Origin of the sequence: Zwartia lucis, from assembly GCF_965234455.1 — a bacterium.
GTDB classification, from domain to species: domain Bacteria; phylum Pseudomonadota; class Gammaproteobacteria; order Burkholderiales; family Burkholderiaceae_B; genus Zwartia; species Zwartia lucis.
Window position 1 is genome coordinate 179,688 of record NZ_OZ248475.1, and the last position, 23,174, is coordinate 202,861.

At 54.1% G+C, this 23,174-nt stretch carries 21 protein-coding genes; 5 read left to right on the forward strand and 16 right to left on the reverse strand.

Annotated elements, in window-relative coordinates; all coding sequences use genetic code 11:
* The first annotated feature begins 2 nt into the window (after positions 1-2).
* Positions 3-1,289 (forward strand): glutamate-1-semialdehyde 2,1-aminomutase, encoded by a 1,287-nt coding sequence (gene hemL, locus AC8GE9_RS15185; protein ID WP_506678004.1) that lies wholly within the window; start codon positions 3-5, stop codon positions 1,287-1,289.
* On the opposite strand, the gene AC8GE9_RS15190 is transcribed toward hemL, so the two are convergent.
* Genes AC8GE9_RS15190 through AC8GE9_RS15210 form a run of 5 tightly spaced genes read right to left on the reverse strand, consistent with a single transcriptional unit; the run spans position 1,286 to position 5,786 of the window.
* The gene (locus AC8GE9_RS15190; protein WP_506678005.1) at positions 1,286-1,990 is read right to left on the reverse strand and encodes an ABC transporter ATP-binding protein; all 705 of its coding nucleotides are present in this window, start codon (positions 1,988-1,990) and stop codon (positions 1,286-1,288) included. The two genes, hemL and AC8GE9_RS15190, sit on opposite strands and share 4 nt — an antisense overlap.
* Complete coding sequence (locus AC8GE9_RS15195) at positions 1,990-2,757, reverse strand: ABC transporter ATP-binding protein (protein WP_506678006.1); 768 nt, start codon at positions 2,755-2,757, stop codon at positions 1,990-1,992. The genes AC8GE9_RS15190 and AC8GE9_RS15195 overlap by 1 nt, the downstream gene beginning before the upstream one ends.
* On the reverse strand, positions 2,754-3,695 hold the full coding sequence (locus tag AC8GE9_RS15200) for a branched-chain amino acid ABC transporter permease (RefSeq protein WP_506678088.1): 942 nt from the start codon (positions 3,693-3,695) through the stop codon (positions 2,754-2,756). The genes AC8GE9_RS15195 and AC8GE9_RS15200 overlap by 4 nt, the downstream gene beginning before the upstream one ends.
* A gap of 2 nt (positions 3,696-3,697) precedes the next feature.
* Positions 3,698-4,618: a branched-chain amino acid ABC transporter permease gene (locus AC8GE9_RS15205; protein ID WP_506678007.1), complete on the reverse strand. Its 921-nt coding sequence runs from the start codon at positions 4,616-4,618 to the stop codon at positions 3,698-3,700.
* A gap of 1 nt (position 4,619) precedes the next feature.
* Entirely contained in the window at positions 4,620-5,786 is a 1,167-nt protein-coding gene (locus tag AC8GE9_RS15210) for an ABC transporter substrate-binding protein (RefSeq protein ID WP_506678008.1), read from the reverse strand.
* Positions 5,787-5,956: 170 nt separating this feature from the next.
* Here AC8GE9_RS15210 and argJ point away from each other — a divergent pair, with 170 nt between their 5' ends.
* The 3 genes from argJ to AC8GE9_RS15225 are packed head-to-tail and all read left to right on the forward strand — an operon-like array spanning position 5,957 to position 9,028.
* Positions 5,957-7,183 carry a bifunctional glutamate N-acetyltransferase/amino-acid acetyltransferase ArgJ gene (gene argJ / locus AC8GE9_RS15215; protein ID WP_506678010.1) on the forward strand — a complete coding sequence of 409 codons (1,227 nt, stop codon included), beginning with the start codon at positions 5,957-5,959 and terminating at the stop codon, positions 7,181-7,183.
* A complete protein-coding gene (locus AC8GE9_RS15220) occupies positions 7,183-8,070 on the forward strand; it encodes an ATP-binding protein (RefSeq protein WP_506678011.1) in 888 nt (295 codons plus the stop codon). The genes argJ and AC8GE9_RS15220 overlap by 1 nt, the downstream gene beginning before the upstream one ends.
* Entirely contained in the window at positions 8,063-9,028 is a 966-nt protein-coding gene (locus AC8GE9_RS15225) for a Nudix family hydrolase (protein ID WP_506678089.1), read from the forward strand. Before AC8GE9_RS15220 ends, AC8GE9_RS15225 begins: the two co-directional genes overlap by 8 nt.
* On the opposite strand, the gene AC8GE9_RS15230 is transcribed toward AC8GE9_RS15225, so the two are convergent.
* Genes AC8GE9_RS15230 through AC8GE9_RS15260 form a run of 7 tightly spaced genes read right to left on the reverse strand, consistent with a single transcriptional unit; the run spans position 8,981 to position 20,001 of the window.
* Positions 8,981-10,489, reverse strand: coding sequence for an efflux transporter outer membrane subunit (locus tag AC8GE9_RS15230; protein ID WP_506678013.1), 1,509 nt, complete (start codon positions 10,487-10,489; stop codon positions 8,981-8,983). The genes AC8GE9_RS15225 and AC8GE9_RS15230 overlap by 48 nt on opposite strands.
* A complete protein-coding gene (locus AC8GE9_RS15235; RefSeq protein WP_506678015.1) occupies positions 10,486-13,617 on the reverse strand; it encodes an efflux RND transporter permease subunit in 3,132 nt (1,043 codons plus the stop codon). Before AC8GE9_RS15235 ends, AC8GE9_RS15230 begins: the two co-directional genes overlap by 4 nt.
* Positions 13,614-16,706, reverse strand: coding sequence for a multidrug efflux RND transporter permease subunit (locus AC8GE9_RS15240; protein ID WP_506678017.1), 3,093 nt, complete (start codon positions 16,704-16,706; stop codon positions 13,614-13,616). The genes AC8GE9_RS15235 and AC8GE9_RS15240 overlap by 4 nt, the downstream gene beginning before the upstream one ends.
* Positions 16,703-17,863 carry an MdtA/MuxA family multidrug efflux RND transporter periplasmic adaptor subunit gene (locus AC8GE9_RS15245; protein WP_506678018.1) on the reverse strand — a complete coding sequence of 387 codons (1,161 nt, stop codon included), beginning with the start codon at positions 17,861-17,863 and terminating at the stop codon, positions 16,703-16,705. The genes AC8GE9_RS15240 and AC8GE9_RS15245 overlap by 4 nt, the downstream gene beginning before the upstream one ends.
* A gap of 17 nt (positions 17,864-17,880) precedes the next feature.
* The gene (gene zapD / locus AC8GE9_RS15250; RefSeq protein ID WP_506678020.1) at positions 17,881-18,633 is read right to left on the reverse strand and encodes a cell division protein ZapD; all 753 of its coding nucleotides are present in this window, start codon (positions 18,631-18,633) and stop codon (positions 17,881-17,883) included.
* Between the two features lie 50 nt (positions 18,634-18,683).
* Complete coding sequence (gene coaE, locus AC8GE9_RS15255; RefSeq protein WP_506678021.1) at positions 18,684-19,292, reverse strand: dephospho-CoA kinase; 609 nt, start codon at positions 19,290-19,292, stop codon at positions 18,684-18,686.
* Positions 19,293-19,314: 22 nt separating this feature from the next.
* Positions 19,315-20,001, reverse strand: a complete 687-nt coding sequence (locus AC8GE9_RS15260; RefSeq protein WP_506678023.1) for a prepilin peptidase — start codon at positions 19,999-20,001, stop codon at positions 19,315-19,317.
* A gap of 101 nt (positions 20,002-20,102) precedes the next feature.
* On the opposite strand from AC8GE9_RS15260, the gene AC8GE9_RS15265 reads away from it, so the two are divergent.
* Positions 20,103-20,837 (forward strand): copper resistance protein NlpE N-terminal domain-containing protein, encoded by a 735-nt coding sequence (locus AC8GE9_RS15265; protein ID WP_506678024.1) that lies wholly within the window; start codon positions 20,103-20,105, stop codon positions 20,835-20,837.
* Between the two features lie 12 nt (positions 20,838-20,849).
* Here AC8GE9_RS15265 and AC8GE9_RS15270 read toward each other — a convergent pair whose 3' ends face one another.
* From AC8GE9_RS15270 to AC8GE9_RS15285, 4 genes are all read right to left on the reverse strand, one after another.
* On the reverse strand, positions 20,850-21,077 hold the full coding sequence (locus AC8GE9_RS15270; RefSeq protein WP_506678025.1) for a response regulator transcription factor: 228 nt from the start codon (positions 21,075-21,077) through the stop codon (positions 20,850-20,852).
* Positions 21,078-21,210: 133 nt separating this feature from the next.
* Positions 21,211-22,053, reverse strand: coding sequence for a pantoate--beta-alanine ligase (gene panC, locus AC8GE9_RS15275; protein ID WP_506678026.1), 843 nt, complete (start codon positions 22,051-22,053; stop codon positions 21,211-21,213).
* Positions 22,054-22,083: 30 nt separating this feature from the next.
* On the reverse strand, positions 22,084-22,962 hold the full coding sequence (locus tag AC8GE9_RS15280; protein ID WP_506678027.1) for a segregation and condensation protein A: 879 nt from the start codon (positions 22,960-22,962) through the stop codon (positions 22,084-22,086).
* Positions 22,963-22,968: 6 nt separating this feature from the next.
* Positions 22,969-23,157, reverse strand: coding sequence for a DUF3460 family protein (locus AC8GE9_RS15285; protein ID WP_506678028.1), 189 nt, complete (start codon positions 23,155-23,157; stop codon positions 22,969-22,971).
* Positions 23,158-23,174 lie beyond the last annotated feature (17 nt).

Consider the following 23,174-nt stretch of genomic DNA (forward strand, 5'->3'; position numbering starts at 1 on the left):
TTATGTCACGCAACGTTGAACTTTTCGAACGCGCCTGTCGCAGCATCCCCGGTGGCGTCAACTCTCCCGTTCGGGCCTTCCGTTCAGTCGGCGGCACACCGCGCTTTGTCGCGCGCGCTCAAGGACCCTATTTTTGGGATGCCGATGACAAACGCTACATTGACTACATCGGCTCATGGGGTCCGGCTATTCTTGGTCACGCACATCCCGAGGTGGTCAAGGCGGTCCAGGATGCCGCCGTGCACGGCTTGTCCTATGGCGCCCCAACAGAGACTGAGGTCATCATCGCGGAAATGCTGATTGAGCGTATGCCCTCTCTTGAACAGGTTCGTTTGGTGAGCTCTGGTACAGAGGCCACGATGACAGCGATCCGTCTTGCACGTGGTGCGACGGGTCGCAACAAAATCATCAAATTCGAAGGCTGTTACCACGGCCATGCGGATAGCCTGTTGGTCAAAGCGGGCTCAGGACTCTTGACGTTTGGCAACCCCACCTCTGCGGGCGTCCCCCCAGAGTTTGTGGCGCACACCATCGTGCTCGACTACAACGATATCGAGGGTGTCAAAGCTGCGTTTAAACAGCATGGCAAAGAGATCGCCTGTGTCATCGTTGAGCCAATTGCGGGCAACATGAACATGGTCAAGCCAATCGCAGGCTTTCTTGAAACCTTACGCAGCGAATGCACGGCACACAGCGCCTTGTTGATTTTCGATGAGGTCATGACAGGTTTCCGCGTTGGCCCTCAGGGCGTTCAAGGCCTAACCGGGATCAAGCCCGACATCACCACCTTGGCCAAGGTCATCGGTGGCGGCATGCCGATCGGAGCCTTTGGCGGCAGTACCGAGGTCATGAAAAATATCGCCCCTCTAGGTGGTGTCTATCAGGCTGGCACCTTGTCGGGCAATCCTGTCGCGGTCGCCGCTGGCATCACCACCCTCAAGCTGTTGTCTAAACCAGGCTTTTACGAAGCGCTTGACAAACAAACACGCGCGCTCACCAAAGGACTCACCGAGCGCGCGCATGCGCATGGCATCGCGTTTAGCGCGGACAGCGAGGGTGGCATGTTCGGTTTGTATTTCTCAAACGATATCCCGACCACACTGGCCGCAGTGTCCGCCAGCAATATCGACATGTTCAAGGTGTTCTTTCATGCCATGCTAGACGAAGGGGTGTATTTTGCTCCGTCAGCCTATGAGGCCGGCTTTGTTTCCTCGACGCATGATGACAGCGTGATTAGCGCGACAATCGCCGCTGCCGACAAAGTGTTTGCGCGCTTAGCCAAAGGCTAAACGCCCAGATAACGTGTCCACAGATTCCGCTGGGTATCCAGCTCAGCGGAGCTACCTTGCCACACCACCGCGCCCCGCTCCAAAATCACATGCCGATCGGCCAGCTTTAATAAGCGTTCGACATACTTGTCGATCACGAGAATAGTCTGTCCGCTTTCGCGTAAACGCGCAAGACATTGCCAGATTTCTTCACGCACAAGAGGAGCAAGTCCCTCAGTCGCTTCATCCAGCACGAGCAGTTTGGGATTGGTCACTAACGCTCGTCCAATCGCTAGCATTTGTTGTTCGCCACCGGACAGTTGATTACCCATATTGCGTGCCCGCTCGCGCAAACGAGGAAAGATTTCAAAGACCTTCTCAACATCCCAAGGCTCAGTGATCTCGGGATTGCGGTGCGCGGCAAACGCCGCGAGGTGCTCTCGGACTGTCAGATTGGGAAAACACTGCCGCCCTTCGGGCACGATTGCCAAACCCAAGCGCGCGATGCGATCAGACGCCCAGCCCGCAATACTCTCCCCCTCAAAACTCAGGGTGCCTGCTGTCAAGGGCAGTAGACCAAACAACGTCCGGACTAGCGTACTTTTACCCATGCCGTTGCGCCCTAACAAGGCCACGACCTCGCCACGCTGGATCTCAAGCGAGACATCGAACAACACCTGGCTCTGGCCGTATCCGCTTTGTATGTGATGGGCGTGCAACATCAAGTCTGCTCCTCACCCAGATACGCTTCTCGCACGCCAGCATGATTGCGGATTTCCTCGGGTGTGCCGGTTGCGATCATACGACCATAGACCAAGACAGAGATACGATCCGCAAGCCGAAAAACCGCCTGCATATCATGCTCGACCAGTAACATCGTGGTGCGTCCGCGCATCGAGGCAATCAACTCGGTCAGCTTAATGGTTTCATCCGGCCCCATGCCAGCCATCGGTTCATCAAGTAATAGCACGGATGGCTTAGAAGCTAAGGCCAAGGCAAACTCTAGTTTGCGTTGCTCTCCATGCGGCAACGTTCCGGCAGCAACATGCCATACAGCGGGCGCGATCGCACAATCGCGCGCCAAAGACTCCGCAGCCTCATACAAGGCCTTATCCTGCGCGCGGGGACGCCAGAAACTAAAGCTGCTGCCCGAACACGCTTGCACTGCGAGCAACAAATTTTCATACACACTGAACTGTTTGAAAATATTGGTGATCTGATAAGAACGCGACAAACCCGCTGCTACCCGCTGGTGCAAACTCGCGCGCGTGACGTCATGCCCCTGAAGCGCAAGACGACCACTATCTGCGGCAACCGAGCCTGACAGCAAATGAATCAGCGTAGACTTGCCCGCGCCATTGGGTCCAATCAGAGCATGAATCTCACCAGGCAACAAAGACAGCGAAACCTGATCGCATGCGACCAGCGCGCCATAACGCTTGCTCAACTGTTGCGCCTCCAACACGGCGTTAGACACAAGAGCACTCATCGCGCAGCGCCCCGTTTAAACATCCCCGCCAACCCTCTCGGCGCAAACAACACAATCGCAAGCAACAGCACGCCCAAAGGCAAGTGCCAATAGTCTGTATACAAGCGCAGCACTTCCTCGAGCCACAGCATCACCGCGGCCCCCACAAGTCCGCCATAGCGCAAACCAATGCCTCCGACAATCACCATAATGATGAGATTGGCCGAAGCCGTCCAGTGCATCAGGCTTGGAGAGACAAACTGATTGTGACTGGCCAATAGTGCACCTGCGAGCCCAGCCATCACGCCTGCGATGACGAAGGCCAGCAGCTTGATTCGAAAAACCGGATAGCCCAAAGCCTCCATTCGAGACTCGTTTTCTCGAATGCCCTGCAAGGCCTGACCAAAGCGGGCTTGGATGAGACGATTGAGCCACCACAAACAGGCCAGCACCACCACCAGCACGACATAATAAAATGTTCGATCGTTCGCAAGATTGAGGCCGGGCAAAACGCTGGGGCCTGCTACGTTGATGCCATCCTCGCCTCCATACTGCCGCAGCGAAATGAACAGATAAAACACCATTTGGGCAAAGGCCAGCGTGATCATGATGAAATACACGCCACGCGTGCGCAAGGAAATAAAGCCGATGACAAGCGCTAAGGCACCCGCGACTAACATCGCAACAGGCCAGGCTATCAAGGCTTGCGAGACGCCTTGGACGGAGAGCATCGCGACGACATAGGCGCCAGCACCAAAAAATGCCGCATGACCCAGCGCGACCATACCTCCGTAACCCAAAATAAAATTCAAACTCGTCGCGGCCAAAGCAAAAATCAAGACACGCCGGACAAACGAAACATAAAAATCAAGATTAAGCACAGGCGCGACAAGCGGGAACAACAATAGCAAGGCTAAGCCCAGCACAGACATATTGGTCGCAGTGAAAAACTTGCGCATCATCAACCGCGCGCCGGAAACAATCCTGAAGGTCGGAACACCAACACCACCGCCATCAGGATATAAATAGATAATGCCGCCAACGTCGGACCCACGCTAGAGGCGACGGCAGGCGAGAAAAAAATCTTTAACAATGAGGGTAAAAAGGCGCGCCCTGCCGTGTCCACAAAGCCCACCAGCAAAGCACCCACAAACGCACCTCGCATTGAACCAATCCCGCCGATGACGATGCACACCAGCACCAAAATCAGAATTTGCTCGCCCATCCCTGTCTGAATCGCCGTCACAGGCCCGAGCAAAGCACCCGCAAGCGCGGCCAGCATCGCACCCAGCACAAAGACCCCCAGAAACAACAGTGGTACGCGCACGCCCATCAAGGTGGCCATCTGTCGGTTGGACGCCCCCGCGCGTACGAGTACGCCGGCTCTCGTGCGCGTCACAAATAAATAAAGACCCAAGGCCGCCGCCAAGCCCACCGCAATGATCAACAGCCGATACGCCGGGTACAGCAGCTCTGACGTCAGTTGAACAGGTCCCGATAGCGCAGGTGGCATGCTCATCATCATCGGGGCAGGTCCCCAGATCATCTTGATCACGTCATTGGCAATCAAAATCACCGCGAACGTGCCGAGCACTTGAGCCAGGTGATCGCGGATGACAAGCTTTCTGATCAAGACAAGCTCAAGCACCAAGCCCACGAGCCCTGTCACCACGGCCGCGACCACCACCGCGGCGACAAAAGACTGTGTGACCTGCATGGTTTGAGCAGCAACATAAGCGCCCGCCATATACAGCGAACCATGCGCCACGTTCAGGATATCGAGAATCCCGAACACCAACGTCAGGCCCGCTGCAATCAAAAACAACATCAGGCCGAATTGCAGTCCATTGAGTAACTGCTCGGCGATCAGCGTCGAACTCATGTTATTTCTTGCATTGACCCACGTAGACGTCCTGATAGGAGTCAAACACCTTGCCCACCAACTTATTGGTGACCTGACCGTCTGCGTTCTTTTCAATGACACGCAGGTAATAAGGCTGGATGGGGAAGTTGTTGATGCCATACGTGAACGGTCCGCGCACTGAAGCGAAGTCTGCCTTTTTAAGCGCAGCCAAGACCGCCGGACGATCCGCCACGTTGCCATTGGTTGCTTTGACAGCGGCATCAATCGCCATGATCACGTCGTAAGCCTGGGCCGCATAGACGGCAGGTGTGCGATTGTTGTACTCCTTGCGGAAGGCTGCGACAAATTTTTTGTTTTGAGCATTGTCCAGATCATGGGCCCACTGGGCCGTATTAAACATGCCAAGCATGGGCTCGCCTACGGCACGGATGACATCTTCATCGCCTGAAAAGCCAGGACCAACCAGCTTGATGCTCTTGTTCAGACCTGCAGAGACAAACTGCTTGATAAAGTTAATACCCATACCGCCCGGCAAAAAGATGTAGACCGCCTCTGGCTTAGCGTCACGGAGTTGCGCCAACTCAGCCGCATAATCGATCTGTCCAAGCTTGGTGTAGACCTCTTGACTCACCGCTGCTTTGTAGCCACGCTTAAAACCATTTAGAGCGTCCTTGCCAGCCGGATAATCCGGGGCCATGATCACCATATTCTTAAAACCACGGTCAGCGGCGACCTTGCCTGCTGCCTCGTGAAAAGCATCGTTTTGGTAGGACACGCCGAACCAGTAGTCATTACACTGCGCACCCGCAAACTGGCTGGGACCGGGGTTATTGGAAAGATAAGGGATCTTGGCGGCAAACAAGGTGGGGCCGACTGCTAAAGCCACATTCGATCCGATCGGGCCGGTAAAGAAATCAATCTTGTCACGCTGAATATAACGATTAACAAGCTGACGCGCTTGATCAGGATTGCCGCCCATATCCGTCTGCAAAAACTCTGCTGGTTTCCCACCGAGCTTGCCACCCAACTCTTTGATCGCGAGATTAAAACCATCGCGCGCCTCCGCTCCGATTGCGGCGAAAGGACCGGACAAATCATTCGCGATGCCGACTTTGATCGGTGCCTGCGCGAACGCCAAACCCGGCACTAGTACGGCCAAGGCAAGAAGTTGCTTTATCAAACGCATAAAAAGTCTCCTGAGCGATCAGTTGCCCTGCTTTGGGCAAAAAAGGGGGTTGCTACTGCAGCGCAAATAGTAGCAGGTGAGCCCCTTTGTGCAACGCTTCCGACCCGCTCAGCGAGATGAAAAACAGGTGATAATGATACTTTGCTCAACTCCTTATTAGCAGATCAAACATGGCCGTTAATTTACATATCCCGTCCGATGCAGCGGTATTTCCCGTCCCCGGTGTCGAAATCGGCGTCACCGAAGCCGGCATTCGCAAGGCAAACCGCCGCGACTTGACGGTCTTTCGCTTGAGCCCTGGCTCAACCGTTGCAGGCGTCTTTACCCGCAACCGTTTTTGCGCTGCCCCCGTTCTCGTCTGCCAGCAGCATTTAGCCGGCGCAGGCCCGATTCGTGCTTTGGTGATTAACACGGGCAACGCCAATGCCGGTACCGGCGAGCCAGGGATGCAAGCTGCCAACGAAACCTGTCAGGCACTCGCTGCCCTCATGCAGCTCGACAGCAAGCAGATTCTGCCCTTTTCCACGGGCGTCATTCTCGAGCCGCTACCCGTTGACCGCATCAAGGCAGGCCTGCCTGGTGCGCTTAAAAATCTCAGTGAAAACAACTGGGTATCGGCTGCGCACGGCATCATGACAACCGACACCCAGCCCAAAATTCACTCACAACGCGTGAGTTTGGGCGACCGCAGCATCACCATTACCGGCATCAGCAAGGGCGCCGGCATGATCCGTCCCAACATGGCGACCATGCTGAGCTATCTGGCAACCGACGCCGGCATCGCCCAACCCCTTCTCAATCAGCTCGCCAAAGAACTCGCCGATGTGTCTTTTAACCGCATCACGATTGACGGTGACACCTCGACCAACGATTCTTTCATTGTGATTGCCACAGGCAAGAGTGGCTTGAACATCGACAGCGCCGCACATCCTCATTACGCGGCACTTAAAGCCGCGCTGGCAGACGCAGCCGCCGATCTGGCCCAAAAAATCGTGCGTGACGGCGAAGGCGCGACCAAATTCATGACTATTCGCGTCGAAGAAGCAAAAACCACCGAAGAGGCCTTGCAAGTCGCCTATGCCGTGGCGCACTCGCCACTGGTCAAGACCGCTTTTTTTGCCAGCGACCCAAATCTAGGCCGTATTCTGGCCGCGATTGGCTACGCAGGGATCACCGATCTCGAGGTCAGCGGCGTCAAGCTCTGGCTCGGCGATGTACTGGTTGCCACCCAAGGCGGACGCAATCCAGACTACCAAGAGGCCGATGGCCAACGCATCATGAAAGAGTCCGAAATCCTCGTGCGCATCGCGCTGGGTCGCGGCACGATTTCCGACACCGTTTACACCTGCGATTTTTCGCATGAATACGTCAGCATCAACGCAGATTACAGATCCTAATGACCGCTCCTACGCATACAACGAGCCAGGATATGGCCGACCTGCTCGCACGCGCCACGCGCGTTCTCACTCAACTCGAGGCTTGGTTACCACCCGCGCCACCTGCCACAAACTGGGACGCGCGCGCCTATCGCTGGCGTAAACGCGGGACCTCGCATGGCTGGCTCGATGCAATCGCCAACGTTTCGCTCATTCATACCGAAGACCTGCAGCATATCGAGCGTCAAACAGAAGTCATCGATCGCAACACGCGTCATTTCATCGAGGGTAAGCCTGCGAATAACGTCCTCATGACCGGCGCGCGCGGCACAGGTAAAAGCTCGCTCGTCAAAGCCATGCTCACCGCCTACGGTGATCGTGGCCTACGTCTCATTGAAGTCGACAAGTCTGACTTGAGTGATCTGGCTGATATTGTTGATCTCGTGGCTCAGCGCCCCGAGAAATTCATCGTATTTTGCGATGACCTGTCCTTCGAAGAAGGCGAGTCTGGCTACAAAGCACTCAAATCCGTTCTGGACGGCTCGGCTGCCTCTGCCGGCAATAACGTCCTGATTTACGCGACCTCCAACCGTCGCCACCTCATGCCCGAGTACATGAGTGAAAACCTCCAGGCCAAACACGGCGCGGACGGCGAACTGCACCCTGGTGAAACTGTCGAAGAAAAAATTTCTCTCTCAGAGCGTTTTGGTTTGTGGCTGTCCTTTTACCCCTTCCGCCAGGACGACTACCTGGACATCGTGTATCACTGGCTCCGCACCTTAGGATGCTCAGAAGCAAGCATCCTTGAATCACGTACCGAAGCGCTGCAATGGGCGCTCGAACGCGGCTCACGTTCAGGCCGTATCGCCTGGCACTTCGCCCGCGACTGGGCTGCCCGCAATGCCTGAGAAAATCATTGACGTCGCAGTAGGCGTTTTACTGCGACCCGATGGCACGGTGCTTTTAGGCAACCGCCCAGCCGATAAACCTTGGCCTGGCTGGTGGGAGCTTCCTGGGGGCAAGCTCGAAGCGGGCGAATCCGTTCAACAAGCACTGACTCGCGAATTAAAAGAAGAAATCGGCATCACCGTCACCCAGACTACCCCCTGGGTGACCTATGTGCACAAGTACCCCACCACCACCGTTCGACTCGCCTTTTGTCGCGTCACCGAGTGGTCAGGCGAGCCGCAAGGTTTGGAGGGACAATTACTGCGCTGGGTACCCATCGACACTGCTCAAGACGTCCCCCAGCTTTTACCCGCGACCTACCCTCCCCTGCGCTGGCTACAACTCCCGAACATTTATGCGATTTCCTCGGCCGGATCACCCGAGCAGTTTCCCCAGTTTTTAAACAAGCTAGACCAAGGACTCGCAGCAGGCATCAAGCTGTTTCAATGGCGCGAGCCAGGCTGGCCGGGCGGTCCCGCACAACAGGATCTGCATCAAGCCCTGAAAACCATGCTTGCCCGCTGCCATGCTGTTGGCGCTCGTGTCTTAATCAACAGCGCTCACCCCGAGGCCTGGTGGCATGAAGCCGATGGTGTCCATCTACGCTCCCAAGATGCCGCAACCCTGACAAACCGGCCGATATTGGACAAGGGCAAGCGTGTGGGCGTCTCCACGCACAACCTCGCCGAGCTCGAACACGCACGCACACTCGACGCTGATTTTGCCGTGTTAGGGCCGGTTCTACCGACCGCCTCGCACCCAGAACATCCCGGCATCGGCTGGGACAGCTTCGCCCAACTCAATGCTCAGGCAGGTTTGCCCGTTTTTGCTTTAGGTGGCCAGTCCGCCGCCACGCTTGCGCACGCCCAATCAGTTGGTGGGCACGGCTTTGCTGGGATTCGCGGATGGATTGCCTGAGTCATCGAGGCTCTTGAGGTCTTCTGCGGACCAACCTCCACCCAAAGCAGCAACGAGTCTCACACTCGCAGCAAAACGATTGCCCACCAGAGTGATATAGGTGCGTTCGTTGTTGAGTGCGGTGGTTTCAAGCACCGCGACACTCAAATAGTCAATCAAACCCTGATCGTACTGATTGCGCGCCAGTCTTAATGATTGCTGAGCGGATTGAACCGCCTGCTTTTGCACGACTTCTTCTTGCTCGAAGACGCGCATTTGCACCATCGCATTTTCTACTTCTTGCAAGGCCGTCAATACCGTCTGACGATAAGTCGCCGCCTGAGCATCGAATTGCGCACGCGCCTGATTAATTTGCGCTTGACGCGCGCCTCCATCAAAAATCAAGGCGGCGAGCTGTGGACCCAGGGCCCAAATCTGGCCGGGCGCACTAAACCATTGCGTGAGATCGTTACTGCGAAACCCTCCACTCGCATTGAGCGTGAGACTCGGAAACCAAGCTGCCGTCGCCACGCCAATCTGCGCGTTCGCGGCAGCAGTCCGCCGTTCAGAAGCGGCGATGTCCGGACGACGCTCCAACAACTCTGAAGGTAAACCCACGGGCACAGCGGGAGGAATGAGAGGTACTTTTTCGGCTTTAATCGAAAACGTAGAGGGAGGCCGTCCAAGCAAAACTGCCACTGCATTCTCAAAGACAGCCCGCTGTTGCTCTAAATCGATGAGTTGCGCACGTGTACTCGCAAGCTGGGTGCTCGCGACCGCGACATCACCCTGCCCAGAGATCCCTGCGTTGTAGCGATTCTGTGTCAGTTTGAGTGCGCGCTCATAGGCCGTTACCGTTGCCGCCAACAAACGCTGCTGCTCGTCCAGCACGCGTACCTGCAAGTACGCCAGCGTCATCGCGGTTTGTGCCGTGAGCCGAGCGCCCGATACATCTGCGGCCAATGCGAGTTCGGTCGCATCTGTCGCTTCGATATTGCGGCGAATGCTGCCCCAAATGTCGAGCTGCCAAATAGCCTGCGCGTTCAAACCATAACCCGTCATCGCGGCACTCGTGCCACTTGAGACGCCACCACCACTGCGCGTGGTATTGGCCGTCGCTGAAAGCGAGGGCAACAAGGGCGCACGCGCGCCCTGCGTCACCGCGACAGCTTGCCTGAATCTCGCCTCGGCTAACGCAATATTCTGATTGGAAATATTCAATTTCGTGATCAAGTCGCTGAGTACAGGATCCTTGTACATCGACCACCAGGGACCACGAGGCTCGTTCGCGGCCGGACGCGCGACCTTCCATCCCGGTGTTTCCTTAAACTGCGTCCCGACATCCATCGTTGGACGCACGTAATCCGGGCCCACCATACAGCCAGCCAGCAGCAAAGAAAGGCCGCACACACTCGCCATGCCCGCCAGACGACACCTCTGCTTTAAACGCATGACATACGAACGCAACAAACCAGACTTCATAGAGGTGTCGATCCAGGTCTAGAAGAAAGAGTATCTGATCGCGAAAGAGACCTCGCCGCAAGCCACAGACGGAAGCGATCTAAATACAAATACACAACAGGGGTAGTGTAGAGCGTCAGCAGCTGACTCACCAACAAACCCCCAAGAATCGTAATGCCCAACGGCTGGCGCAACTCAACGCCTGCTCCTGTCGCAAACACAAGAGGCATGGCACCGAAAATCGCCGCGCACGTCGTCATCAAGATCGGCCGAAAACGTGTCAAACACGCTTGATGAATCGCTTCGCGCGGGGAGAGTCCAAGCCGTCTTTGCGCATCCAGCGCAAAATCAACCATCATGATGGCGTTTTTCTTGACAATACCAATCAGCAAAAACACCCCGATGAGGGCGATCAGACTGAACTCCGTCTCTAGCAATAAAAGAGCAAGTAAGGCCCCAACGCCCGCAGACGGTAGTGTCGACAAAATTGTCAGCGGATGAATGGTGCTTTCGTACAGCATACCTAGCACCAGATACATGGTAATGAGTGCCGCCAAAATCAACCAAGGTTGATTAGCCAGGGCACTCTGCAAGGCTGCAGCGGTCCCTTGAAAACCCGCCTGAATCCTGTCGCTTGGCAAATTGATCGAAGCAACCGCCTGCTCAATCGCCGCATTCGCTTGTCCGAGCGACACACCGGGTGCTAAATCAAAGGAAATCGTATCGGCAGCCAACAAACCTTGATGCCGGACACTCAGTGGTGCATTGGTGGTTTCAAATTTTGCGAATGCGGACAACGGTACGCGCTGGCCACTTTTACTCAAAACATAAACATCGCTCAACGACTCCATGCCTTGAGCATAACGCGGCGCGACCCCCATCACCACACGATACTGATTTCTCTCTCCGTACATGACCGAAATCTGGCGCTGACTAAATGAGTTGTTCAGAACCGCCGAGATACTTGCCATCGGCACATTCAGTCGCTGTGCGGCATCGCGATCAATCACAATGGAAACCTGTCGCCCTCGATCTTCTACATCCGTATCTACATCTACAAGCTCAGGAAGCTGTGCGATGGCTTGCTGCACTTTCGGTAACCATTCCTTGAGATCAGAGAGCTCGTTGGCCATCAATGTGTATTGATACTGAGAACTGGTTTGTCGCCCGCCTATCCTGATGTCTTGTTGAGGGATTAAGAACAGCCTAGCGCCCGGAATGCTGGCGAGTTGAGGCCTGAGGCGGTTGATGACTTGGCGCACAGGCACCTTGCGTTCGCTCAACGGTTTAAGCTGAACCGCTAAAAAACTGGTATTACTGCCACCCCGACCATTCGCATAGGCCGTGACGGTATTAATCGCTGGATCTTTCATTAGTACCTGACGAAACCGATCCAGTTTGGGTTTCATCGATTCAAACGATGTCCCATCATCGGTGGAAAAGAATCCAAGCATCATGCCAGTATCCTGTTGTGGAAAAAATCCTTTAGGGATCACACCATACAGATAAAAATTAAAGCCTACCGTCGCGGCCAGTAACAGCATCATGAAACGACCATGCGCTAACGCCCAATTCAAGGACCGCGAGTAGGCATTGACGGTCGCGTCCATGCTGCGCTTCAACGCCCGCTCAAACCAACTGACGCGCGTCTTCGTCTCAGACTCGGGGGCTTTTCGCTTTAAGAGTCGTGCGGCCATCATGGGCGTCAACGTGAGGGAAACAAACATAGAAATCAAAATCGCGACCGACAATGTCACAGCAAATTCGCGGAATAACCGTCCCGGCAATCCCCCCATTAATAAAATTGGAATAAAAACAGCGATCAGTGAAATGCTCATCGATAACACCGTAAATCCGACTTCCCGCGTCCCACGTAAAGTGGCCCGCTTGACTGATTCACCGCGCTCGAGATGGCGCATGATGTTTTCCATCACCACGATCGCATCATCGACCACAAAGCCCGTCGCTACGATCAAAGCCATCAACGACATCGTATTGAGCGAATACTCAAGCAAATACATCACACCAAAAGTACCGATCAAGGAGACCGGTACAGCAACCGTCGGGATCAACGCAGCGCGCCAATTGCGTAAAAAGAACAACACCACCAACATCACAAGACCAATTGCAATGATCAACGTATGTTCAGCCTCTTTGACCGAAGCACGAATACTAGGCGTACGATCCTGGGCAACACTCAAATTCACATCGGCGGGCAACATGGCACGTAATATTGGAAGGTCCGCGCGGATCTCATCGACAGTGCGGATAATATTTGCTTTGGCTTCGCTGCGCACCAACACCAAAATCGCCTGCTGGTGATTGAAATAACCAATGTTATTGACGTCCTCGACTGAGTCCTCAACCTTGGCAACATCGGAGAGCCGAACAGGCGCGTCATTGCGCCACGACACAATCAAAGGTCTGTAGTCCGCCGCCTTCCAGAGCTGGTCGTTGGCCGTAATCAGCCAACGATTACTGTCATTTTCCAAAAACCCTTTAGGCTTTGTCGAGTTTGCCGCAGCGATCGCAGCTCTGACCGCCTCCAGCGCAACGCCATATTGCGCCAGAGCATCGGGATTGAGCTCAATGCGCACGGCGGGCAAGGTGCTTCCACCAATCTGCACCTCGCCGACACCTTGCACTTGAGAAAGCTTTTGTTGAACCGTCGTCGAGGCAATGTCATAAAGTTGTCCCTGAGACAGTGTCGCAGACGTCAACGCCAAGGTCATGATGGGGGCGGCCGAAGGATTCGCCTTGCGATACGAGGGGTTGCCCTGCAAACCACTCGGCATCAAAGCGCGTGCGGCATTAATCGCACCTTGCACATCTGTGGCGGCACTGTTGATATCACGACTCAGATCGAACTGAAGCGTGATACGCGTCTGACCTGTCGTACTGCGCGAGGTCATCTCCGTCACACCCGCGATCGTGCCGAGAGAACGTTCTAGAGGCGTGGCGACCGTCGCAGCCATCACTTCGGGACTGGCCCCAGGCATACTGGCTCGCACAGAAATGACTGGGAGCTCAATCTGCGGCAGCGGTGCGATCGGCAACAAACCATGCGCGAGCCAACCCGCCAATACCACGCCCAACCAGATCAGCGTCGTCGCGACCGGACGTACGATGAAAGGGCCTGAAATATTCATGGCGTCACGGATGCATCTGGGGCCCGCTTCGTGTGCGGACGTAACCGATCAAAAAACAAATAAATCACGGGCGTTGTAAATAAGGTCAATACCTGACTCACGAGCAAACCACCCACCATCACCAAGCCGAGAGGCTGACGGAGCTCTGCGCCCGTTCCGGTCGAGAGCATCAGTGGGATCGCACCAAACAGCGCGGCAAGCGTGGTCATCAAAATCGGTCTAAACCGCAACAGTGCGGCTTGTTCGATCGCTTCTCTAGGCGAAAGCCCTGACTTGCGTTCGGCATCCAAAGCGAAATCAATCATCATGATCGCATTTTTCTTGACGATGCCGATCAACAAGATAATGCCGATAATACCGATCATGTCGAGATCGCGTCCTGTCACCAACAAGGCAAGCAGCGCGCCGATCGCAGCAGAGGGCAAGGTCGACAAAATCGTCACGGGGTGGATAAAACTCTCGTACAACACACCCAGTACGATGTACATCGTAATAATGGCCGCGAGAATCAACAACAAGGTGCTGGACAGAGAGGCTTCAAATGCGCGTGCTGCACCTTGAAAACGAGTTTGTATACCTAAGGGCATTCCGATTTCTTGTGTCGCGCGTGTCACTGCATCGACTGCACTCGACAAAGACGTCCGCGGACTCAAATTAAAAGAGATCGTGACAGAAGGAAATTGATCCAAGCGATTAATGACCAGCGGAGTCCGACCTTCCGTGACCTTGACGATGGTATTGAGCGCAATGGGCTTACCCGAATTGCTCTTGACATAGACCGAACCTAAAGACGACGGGTCTCGTCGAAACTGCGCGGGGACTTCAATCACGACACGATACTGATTGGATTGTGTAAAAATCGTTGAAATCTGGCGCTGACCAAAGGCATCATAGAGGGCATCATCAATCGCGGCCGCAGACACCCCCAGCCTTGCCGCAGCATCACGATCGATGTGAATGAATGTGTTCAGACCATCCTCTTGTAGATCATCCACGACGCCCGTCAACTCGGGCTGAACCCTCAGTTGATCCACCAACTTAGGTACCCATTGCGCCAAGAGTGAGGCATCCGCCGCCTCGAGCGTCATTTGATATTGGGTACGACTCACCCGATCCTCGACCGTTAGATCTTGAACAGGCTGAAAATAAAACCGCAAGCCCGTCATGAGACTCAACTCGTTTTCCAAGCGCTGAATGACTTGGGTCACATTTTCATCACGCTCATTGTGAGGACGCAATGCAATCTGAATTCGACCGGTATTGACTGTTTCATTGATGCCATCAATTCCAATAAAGGAGGCGACACTCGCCACAGTCGGATCTTTTAAAATGACACCTACCGCCTCTTGCTGACGCCGCGACATCGCATCGAAGGATAAATTTTGAGGTGCTTGCGTGACTAATTGAATCAGTCCTGAATCTTGCGCAGGAAAAAACCCCTTGGGAACGGCCAAGTAGAGAAGCGCAGTCAAGACAAAGGTACCCACGGCGACAAAGAGGGTCAGCGTCTGATGCCGTAACACTATTTTCAGACCGCGGGCATAGCTACGGATGAGCGCTTCAATCCAACCATGTGTTTTGCGAGCAATCCAGCCGTACTTCTGCTCATTGCCCGCACGCAACAAACGGGCGCACATCATCGGCGTCAGCGTCAGTGAAATAATCAGCGATAGAAAAATAGCAACCGCCAAGGTGATCGCAAACTCTCTAAAAAGGCGTCCGACGACCTCGGTCATAAACAACAAGGGAATCAACACCGCAATCAGCGACAGGGTCAGGGACACCAAGGTAAATCCAACTTGCGAGGCGCCTTTAAGCGCGGCCTGAAGTGGTTTTTCGCCGCGCTCAAGATAACGAGCGATATTTTCAATCATGACAATTGCATCATCCACCACAAAACCTGTCGCGATCGTCAAAGCCATTAAGGTCAAGTTGTTGACGCTAAAACCCATGAGATACATGATGCCAAAGGTACCAATGAGCGACAATGGCACCACGACACTAGGAATGAGCGTAGCCGTTAAGGTTCGCAAAAACACAAACGTGACCAGCACAACCAGGCCAATGGCGATCAGCATCTCAACCTGAACGTCTTTAACCGAGGCTCGAATTGTTTGCGTGCGATCCGACATCACCGTGACGTCAAGGTTGCCAGGCAAAGCCGCTCTAAGCTGGGGTAATAATTTCTGAATGCGGTCAACCACCTCGATCACGTTTGCGCCAGGCTGACGCTGCACGTTCAACAAGATTGCAGGCTGCTGGTTAGCCCATGCCGCCAGACGTGAGTCTTCCGCATCCAACACCACCTCGGCGACATCACTGAGGCGCAAAGGTGCCTCGTTTCGATACGCCACAATGAGATCTCGATAATCTGCGGGGTTTCGAAGCTGATCGTTGGCATCGATCGTGGTTGAGCGCATCGGGCCGTCAAGCGTACCTTTAGGCTGATTCACATTAGAGGCCACCACGGCCGTTCGAACATCTGCAAGCGCCAAGCCGTAGGCTGCGAGTGCTTGTGGATTAGCCTGGATACGCATCGCCGGTCTTTGTCCGCCGGCGATCGTCACTAAACCGACGCCTGAGACTTGCGATATTTTTTGTGCCATACGCGTATCGACGAGATCACGCACCTGAGGTAAGGGGACCGTTGGCGAAGTAATGGCAAGCGTCATGACAGCGGCATCCGCTGGGTTCACTTTGTTGTAGACGGGCGGTGCCGGTAATTCTTTAGGGAGTAAATTCGACGCGGCGTTAATCGCTGCCTGCACCTGCTGTTCCGCGACATCAAGCGGCAGCGACAAAGAAAATTGTAGGGTGATAGAAGAAGCGCCTGTCGTACTACTTGACGACATCTGGCGTAGACCCGGCATTTGTCCGAACTGTCTTTCTAACGGCGAAGTCACCAAGGCCGCCATCACGTCTGGGCTCGCGCCAGGATAAAACGTTGTTGTTTGGATGGTGGGGTAGTCCACCTCGGGCAATGAAGAAACCGGCAACCATTTATAGGCAATCAACCCACACAACAACATCGCGATCATCGCAAGCGTTGTCGCGACAGGCCGAAGAATAAATGGCCGGGAAATATTCATCTGTTTGGCTCTATCACGCGCACCTTTGCACCTTCACGCAAACGGTCTACACCCTCTAGTACCACGCGCTCGCCCGCTTTGATTCCATCGAGAATCACCAAGGACTCCGCGGTCCTGTCTCCCACCTTTACCACACGCACAGAGGCCGTACCCTCAGGTTCAATGACGTAAACAAATGCACCTCGATTACCCTGCTGGATCGCACTCGCGGGAATTGTCAACGCACCCTTAAGCGTTCTAACCTTCATGCGAACATTGACGAACTGATTGGGAAATAAAGCATCATCCGCGTTTCTGAACTCCGCTTTGAGCTTGACCGTGCCCGTTGTAATGTCTATTTGATTATCAATGGACATGAGTATGCCTTGCGCCAAACGCTTGGCATCCGCGCGATCGTAAGTATCGACTTCGAGCTTTTGTCCTGCGAGCATCGGCTGTCGCACCGCAGGTAAATCATTTTCAGGAAGTGTAAAGACAACTGAAATGGGCTGAGTCTCGGTTATTACGACGAGACCCACTGGATCATTCGCGTTCACTAAGTTACCCGCATCCACACGTCTCAAACCAAGCTTGCCGGAGATAGGCGCTGTAATGCGCGTATAGCTCAACTGAAGGCGTGCGTTATCAACAGTCGCCTGGTCGCTTTTGATCTGGCCTTCAAACTTTCTGACGAGCGCTGCTTGCGTATCTAGAAGCTGGGGAGCGATCGAGTCTTGTTTGCGTAAGGTCTGATATCGCTGCAAATCACGTTTAGCGTTTTCATATTGCGACACATTTTGCTGTTGCGTTCCCAGGGCTTGATTGAGCGCGACTTCGAAAGGCCTTGGATCAATCAACGCCAATAAGGTGCCCTCTTTGACCTGCTCGCCCTCTTTAAACAATACCTCGAGCAACTCACCCTGCACTCGACTTCGCACAGTCACGGTGTTTAAGGCGGTCACCGTACCGAGCCCACGCAGGTAAATATCAAGATCCTGCAGGCGCGCCGCAGCTACTCTGACAGGCGTACTTGCACTCATTCCAGCAGGGGGCCCTTTTGGTGCCACTTTTTTCGTATCGCCAAACTGCCACCAACCAAGGCCCGCCAGCACCAAGGCAATAATCAACCAGATCAAGGGTGAGCGAAACGCTGACCTTGCCACATTACTTTCAGACATATGAATTCCAGCAGGCCCTAAAGGGCGCAAAGGGTCATTTTGAAGGCGACGTCATGATTCACCGCCTGTGGTCGCTGTTCGCCATCCTGTGAGGAGTAACGAATCCAGACCATATATTTGTTGGCGCTGATTTCAGGGAAAACGCCCGCAGACTCATCTACCCAGACGCGAAGCAACTGATAGGTTTTGCCAGCAAGCATTTGCTGATAAGCGCCCTGCGGTGCGACCGCATCCGTAGGATTCCCCGTCTCGCGTAATAAGCGCATGACCATACTAATCCCTGCTTGCAAGGGCATGAGAGAAGACATCCAACGCTGCAAATCTGTGCAACGCTGCGTTTCTGTTCTGTATTGCCAGGCATGAAAGGAAGGCATATCCACCTGCGTGCCACCGCCGGGCACGGCTAAGCGTCCTCGCAAACTACTGAGCCACTCATTGGCTCTGAGTTCCTGACCTGTTTTACCTGCAGCATTGAGGTTGGTAATGACACTCTCGATTTCTACGAGCATGTCAGCCAATGTTTTCGGCTCCACCCCAGGGTGATCTCGTAATGACTGCAAAACACCTCGCTGTCGCTCTAAATCTTGGAGGACAGTCCCTTTCATATCGGTACGTTCGGTCGCATCTAGCAAGTCAAACAATGCCGCGAGCGCGACCTGATGGTGCCGCGCATCGCCAGGCCTGGCAAAGAACATCACTCGATCGAGCAGAGACTCCAGGCGCATTAGCGCACGGACTCGCTCATTAAATGGGTATTCAAAAAGAATCACTGGTTCTTATCATCCAAGCCGATGCGGCATTTGCGGTAGATTTAACGCTTTTAGCCCGACTTCGCTAGGTTACACCACGCTTTATGCAAGACCAATACTTGTTTTTCAAGTTCCGCCAAGGATGTTGTTGCCATATTGGAAACTATATCATCAGCCGCACTTAGACGCTCAGTCCGAGACGCCTGCGCCGCCATAATCCGGCGGATTGTCTCGATGGGTATTGCACTGCGAGCTTGTACGCGGGCAACCTGCGTCTCCTCTTCGCAATCAACCACGCAAAGTCGATCGACTCTATCGCGCCAGCGTCCGGACTCGATCAGCAACGGAACAACAAAAACAGCATAAAGCCCTTTTGCCTCATGGGCTTGGCGAAGAACTTCCTTCGCGATGAGAGGATGCAAGATACCCTCTAACTCAATCCGGCGACGGGCGTCCGCAAACACCAGTTCACGCATCCGACCCCGGTCAAGAGCGCCATTCTCGTCGATCAGCCCAGCGCCAAAAGCATGGCGAATAGCCTCGATCGCTGTTCCGCCCGGCGCAGTGAGCTGGTGCGCAATCAAATCCGAATCAATCACAGTCGCCCCCCAGCTCGCCAATAAATTAGCGACATGGGTCTTGCCTGAGCCTATTCCTCCGGTCAGACCTAACTTGAACATCCTGTTTCTCCTGGAAATTCGCTTACAACGTATCAAAAAACAGCATCAGGATACCTCCAAGCGCCAAACCTGGCCCAAAAGGCATGGGTTCACGTAACCGACGCCCACCGAAACGCGTTGCCAAGGCGACAAACAAAATGCTTGAGGTGCACGCCAATATCCACACAAAAGGTAAAGCCCAGCAACCCAGCCAGGCGCCAATCGCAGCCGAGAGTTTGAAGTCTCCATGTCCCATCAGCGTCTTACCCAGCCAGGCACCCATCAAGCCTGCAGGCAGCCAAAGGACAATATATCCCGCAGCAGCGCCCCAAACCGCGAGCTCCAGCGACCGCTCGCCCAAGCCTGCAGCATGCCACAGCAAACCCAGCCACAAAAGAGGCAGCGTAAGTATGTCCGGCAACAAATGCGTACGAGCATCAATCCGGGCAAGCAGCAAAAGCATGGCGCAAAAAGCAAATGCCACACCCGTCTCGACTTCCAGCCCCCAGATTAAGGCTGTACTCGAGGCGCATACACATAACAGCGACACAAACAAAACATCCTGCCACTGAAGCGCGCGAATTGCTGGTTCGGTCCAAGTCAACAAACGCAGCCCAGAATCCTCCATTAAGAGTTGCTGAGGTATTTTCCACGATAACCAAAGCAGGGGTACAGACAACAATAAACCTATCATGACCCCCACGAGCGCGATCCACATCTGCTCATCCACTTTAATCTTTCCTTTGTATGAGATGTGCACCCATTAGGCCAAGTGCGTAAAATGCAATCATTCTTAGTAAGATCCTTTTGTTTTTAATTGGGAATGTCATCATGTCAGGACGAACTGCAGGGCACTCTTCTCTCCGTGCAACGATTTACCGCACTCTTGCCCTTTGCTTGCCCGTCGCCGTTGCCGGCTGCGCCCAGATGCAACAGCAAATGCAACAGCCCGGCTACTACAACCCTCCGGTTGCTAGCTCAACCACGGACGCCATTGAGTATGCCGAGTCACCCTACGGCAGTCAGACGATGCGAGCACCAAGCCAGATTCAAATTGGCCTAAAAGGACGCGCTTCGGACGCCGCGCCAGTGCAAGGTCAACCATCCGGTGCGACTCAAGCCGCGGCTAACGCCAATCAGAGCGCAAAAGCAGCATTGCCAATCGACTCACTCCAAGCCTCTCTGTTTCCCGAACCGCTGACCTTTGCCGGCACCTTGCCCTGCTTTCATCCTGAAATGAAATGCTCAGCGCAGCGCATCACGATCAGCTTGGCACCCAATGGTCGCTGGCGCGCCAGGGCCGCGTATTTGGAGCTAGCAAGCAAAAGTGGTTCTTCACTGACTGATCAAGGCTGCTGGCGCGTTATTCCTCAGGCCGTTCCCCGCATTATTTTGCTTAACCCCTCGGGTAACGTCCGCGCAGAGCTCGCGCTGACCTCGACCAACGTACTGCGCCTCGTCTCCATCAATGGCGATTCGGTCAACCTCACGTACACGCTGACTCGACAGCCTGATCTCGATCCGATTGACGAGCTCAACAAGGCCACAGCACCCAACTGTCCTTAACGGATGCTTTGATCAAGTCTCTGGATTCGTACACACCTCGCGAGCGAGTTGTACAGCATTGCGCACACCCATTTTGTAAAAAATGCGTGCGCGATGCGCCTCAACGGTTCGCATCGAAATCCCTAATTCGATTGCGATGAATTTGTTTGATTTACCCTCCGCGACGGGGTGAATCACATCGCGCTCTCGCGCAGTCAGTGCTCGCCAACCCGCACCACGATTATCGTCAGGATGTTTCATCTTGCCTCCGTATCAACACGAGGCAAAGTCTGGCAGAACACGGACTCAAAGGTAAGCTGTCAAATCTGACAGGCGGATTTACCCTAGGTACCTATTGACACCATCACAACCATCACGGCCTATATACGTATTGTTAAAGCTCGAGGTTGTCGATCAGGCGAGTAGCACCAAGCTTGGCGGCTGCCAATGCAACCAGAGGCTCGTCAGCAGCGACTTGATCAATCGTAGGCTTGTGTAAATCACGCTGGCGACGAACGGCGATGTAATCAACCTCCCAACCACGTTTGGCGAGGACCGCGGTGACCTCCGCGGCGAGTTGCTCGACATCATGCATACCTGCTCGGAGTTTGCTTTGCATGGACTGCAATAGTGCAAACAATTGTGGCGCTTCTTTGCGCTCGGCGTCTTGCAAATAGACATTGCGTGACGAAAGCGCCAAGCCATCGTCCGCGCGGACAGTCTCATGCGCCATGATCTCAACGGGCAACTGAAACTGTCTACACATATTGCGTATCACCATCAATTGTTGATAGTCCTTTTTTCCAAAGACTGCCACGCGAGGTTGAACACAGGAGAAAAGTTTGAGTACTACGGTACTTACGCCACCAAAGAAACCAGGACGACATTCGCCTTCGAGGATATCGCCCAACTCTTGGGGAGGCTGGACGCGATAGCTCTGTGGCTCAGGATAGAGCTCGCGCTCATCCGGCGCGAACAAAACATAGACATTCCGATCGCGCTCGAGCTTGGCAATATCGTCCTGTAAAGTTCGAGGGTAGCGTTCAAAATCCTCGTTGGGACCAAACTGTAAGCGATTAACAAAAATACTCGCGACAACAGGGTCACCATGCTGTCTGGCGAGTTTCATGAGCGCCAAATGGCCCTCATGCAGATTACCCATGGTAGGCACAAAAGAAACGCGCAACTGGCCTCGCAGTTGGTCACGCAACTCTTCAATCGTATGTACAACCTTCAATACATTCTCCGGACGCGGTATGACGAGCGGTCAAACCGCAGCACTGGTGTAGGCCAGTCGCACATAGATAGGCGCATAGGGCTCGGCCTGTGTGATTTCGAGTAAAGATTCACGAGAAAGTTCGAGCAATGCGAGAAAGTGCACGACCACGACAGCGACAGCTGCCCCCTCTGAAATACGTTCCATGAAGAGCTCGCCAAATTCGATAAATCGCACATCGGACAAGCGCCTCAAAATATGCGTCATATGATCACGTACCGATAATTGCTCACGTGTAATGTGATGGTGGGCGTTCAGTTTGGCGCGCTTAATGATATCAATCCAGGCCTGACGCAAATCATCGACACTCACTTCGGGCAATGCGCGCTCGATACGCAAATCCGCAAAAGCCTGTGAGCGCTGAAAATCACGTCCCAATTGTGGCAAGGTATCCAGTTTTTGGGCTGCGAGTTTCATTTGCTCATACTCGAGCAGACGTCTGACGAGTTCTGCGCGCGGATCCTCAGACTCTTCACCAGAGTCTGTTTTCTTGATCGGTAACAGCATGCGCGCCTTGATCTCGATGAGCATCGCAGCCATCAAGAGATACTCGGCGGCAAGCTCGAGATTGTGCATCCGGATCTGGTCGACGTACGACAAATATTGTCGCGTCACTTCGGCCATCGGAATGTCCAGAACATTGAAGTTCTGTTTGCGAATGAGGTAGAGCAATAAATCCAAAGGCCCTTGAAACGTCTCTAGAAAGACTTCAAGCGCATCTGGCGGAATATATAAATCATTAGGCAACGAGAACAAAGGTTCGCCATACAGTCGTGCAAGTGCAACCGCATCGATGACATCCGGGGTGGTGTCTATCGAGGGATCCACGAGCGCACTCAGGCTATCGCCTGATACTTGATTGGGCACCATCGAGTTCTAGTCGTTCTGATAGACGTAGGGGTTTTGACGGACGCGCGCCTGTTTGAATGCTTCGGTCAACTCAGGGTCTTGCGGACGGTCCCAGAGGCGGGCACGGCCGTCGCGTTGGCGTTGCTCGACATCAGGATGCTCCGACTTGAATTTCTGGAGGAACTGTGTGATTTCTGAGGTGTATTGGTCTGCCATAACTCGTCAACAAAAGG

Excerpts from the sequence above, each read along its gene's own strand:
- AC8GE9_RS15190 (WP_506678005.1), bottom strand. The coding sequence starts at position 1,990 with ATGTTGCACGCCCATCACATACAAAGCGGATACGGCCAGAGCCAGGTG.
- AC8GE9_RS15220 (WP_506678011.1), top strand. The coding sequence starts at position 7,183 with ATGACCGCTCCTACGCATACAACGAGCCAGGATATGGCCGACCTGCTC.
- AC8GE9_RS15235 (WP_506678015.1), bottom strand. The coding sequence starts at position 13,617 with ATGAATATTTCAGGCCCTTTCATCGTACGTCCGGTCGCGACGACGCTG.
- AC8GE9_RS15280 (WP_506678027.1), bottom strand. The coding sequence starts at position 22,962 with ATGGTGCCCAATCAAGTATCAGGCGATAGCCTGAGTGCGCTCGTGGAT.
- AC8GE9_RS15200 (WP_506678088.1), bottom strand. The coding sequence starts at position 3,695 with ATGCGCAAGTTTTTCACTGCGACCAATATGTCTGTGCTGGGCTTAGCC.
- AC8GE9_RS15225 (WP_506678089.1), top strand. The coding sequence starts at position 8,063 with ATGCCTGAGAAAATCATTGACGTCGCAGTAGGCGTTTTACTGCGACCC.
- hemL (WP_506678004.1), top strand. The coding sequence starts at position 3 with ATGTCACGCAACGTTGAACTTTTCGAACGCGCCTGTCGCAGCATCCCC.
- AC8GE9_RS15270 (WP_506678025.1), bottom strand. The coding sequence starts at position 21,077 with ATGAAACATCCTGACGATAATCGTGGTGCGGGTTGGCGAGCACTGACT.
- coaE (WP_506678021.1), bottom strand. The coding sequence starts at position 19,292 with ATGTTCAAGTTAGGTCTGACCGGAGGAATAGGCTCAGGCAAGACCCAT.
- AC8GE9_RS15240 (WP_506678017.1), bottom strand. The coding sequence starts at position 16,706 with ATGAATATTTCCCGGCCATTTATTCTTCGGCCTGTCGCGACAACGCTT.
- argJ (WP_506678010.1), top strand. The coding sequence starts at position 5,957 with ATGGCCGTTAATTTACATATCCCGTCCGATGCAGCGGTATTTCCCGTC.
- AC8GE9_RS15210 (WP_506678008.1), bottom strand. The coding sequence starts at position 5,786 with ATGCGTTTGATAAAGCAACTTCTTGCCTTGGCCGTACTAGTGCCGGGT.
- AC8GE9_RS15205 (WP_506678007.1), bottom strand. The coding sequence starts at position 4,618 with ATGAGTTCGACGCTGATCGCCGAGCAGTTACTCAATGGACTGCAATTC.
- AC8GE9_RS15245 (WP_506678018.1), bottom strand. The coding sequence starts at position 17,863 with ATGTCTGAAAGTAATGTGGCAAGGTCAGCGTTTCGCTCACCCTTGATC.
- AC8GE9_RS15285 (WP_506678028.1), bottom strand. The coding sequence starts at position 23,157 with ATGGCAGACCAATACACCTCAGAAATCACACAGTTCCTCCAGAAATTC.
- AC8GE9_RS15265 (WP_506678024.1), top strand. The coding sequence starts at position 20,103 with ATGTCAGGACGAACTGCAGGGCACTCTTCTCTCCGTGCAACGATTTAC.
- AC8GE9_RS15195 (WP_506678006.1), bottom strand. The coding sequence starts at position 2,757 with ATGAGTGCTCTTGTGTCTAACGCCGTGTTGGAGGCGCAACAGTTGAGC.
- AC8GE9_RS15230 (WP_506678013.1), bottom strand. The coding sequence starts at position 10,489 with ATGAAGTCTGGTTTGTTGCGTTCGTATGTCATGCGTTTAAAGCAGAGG.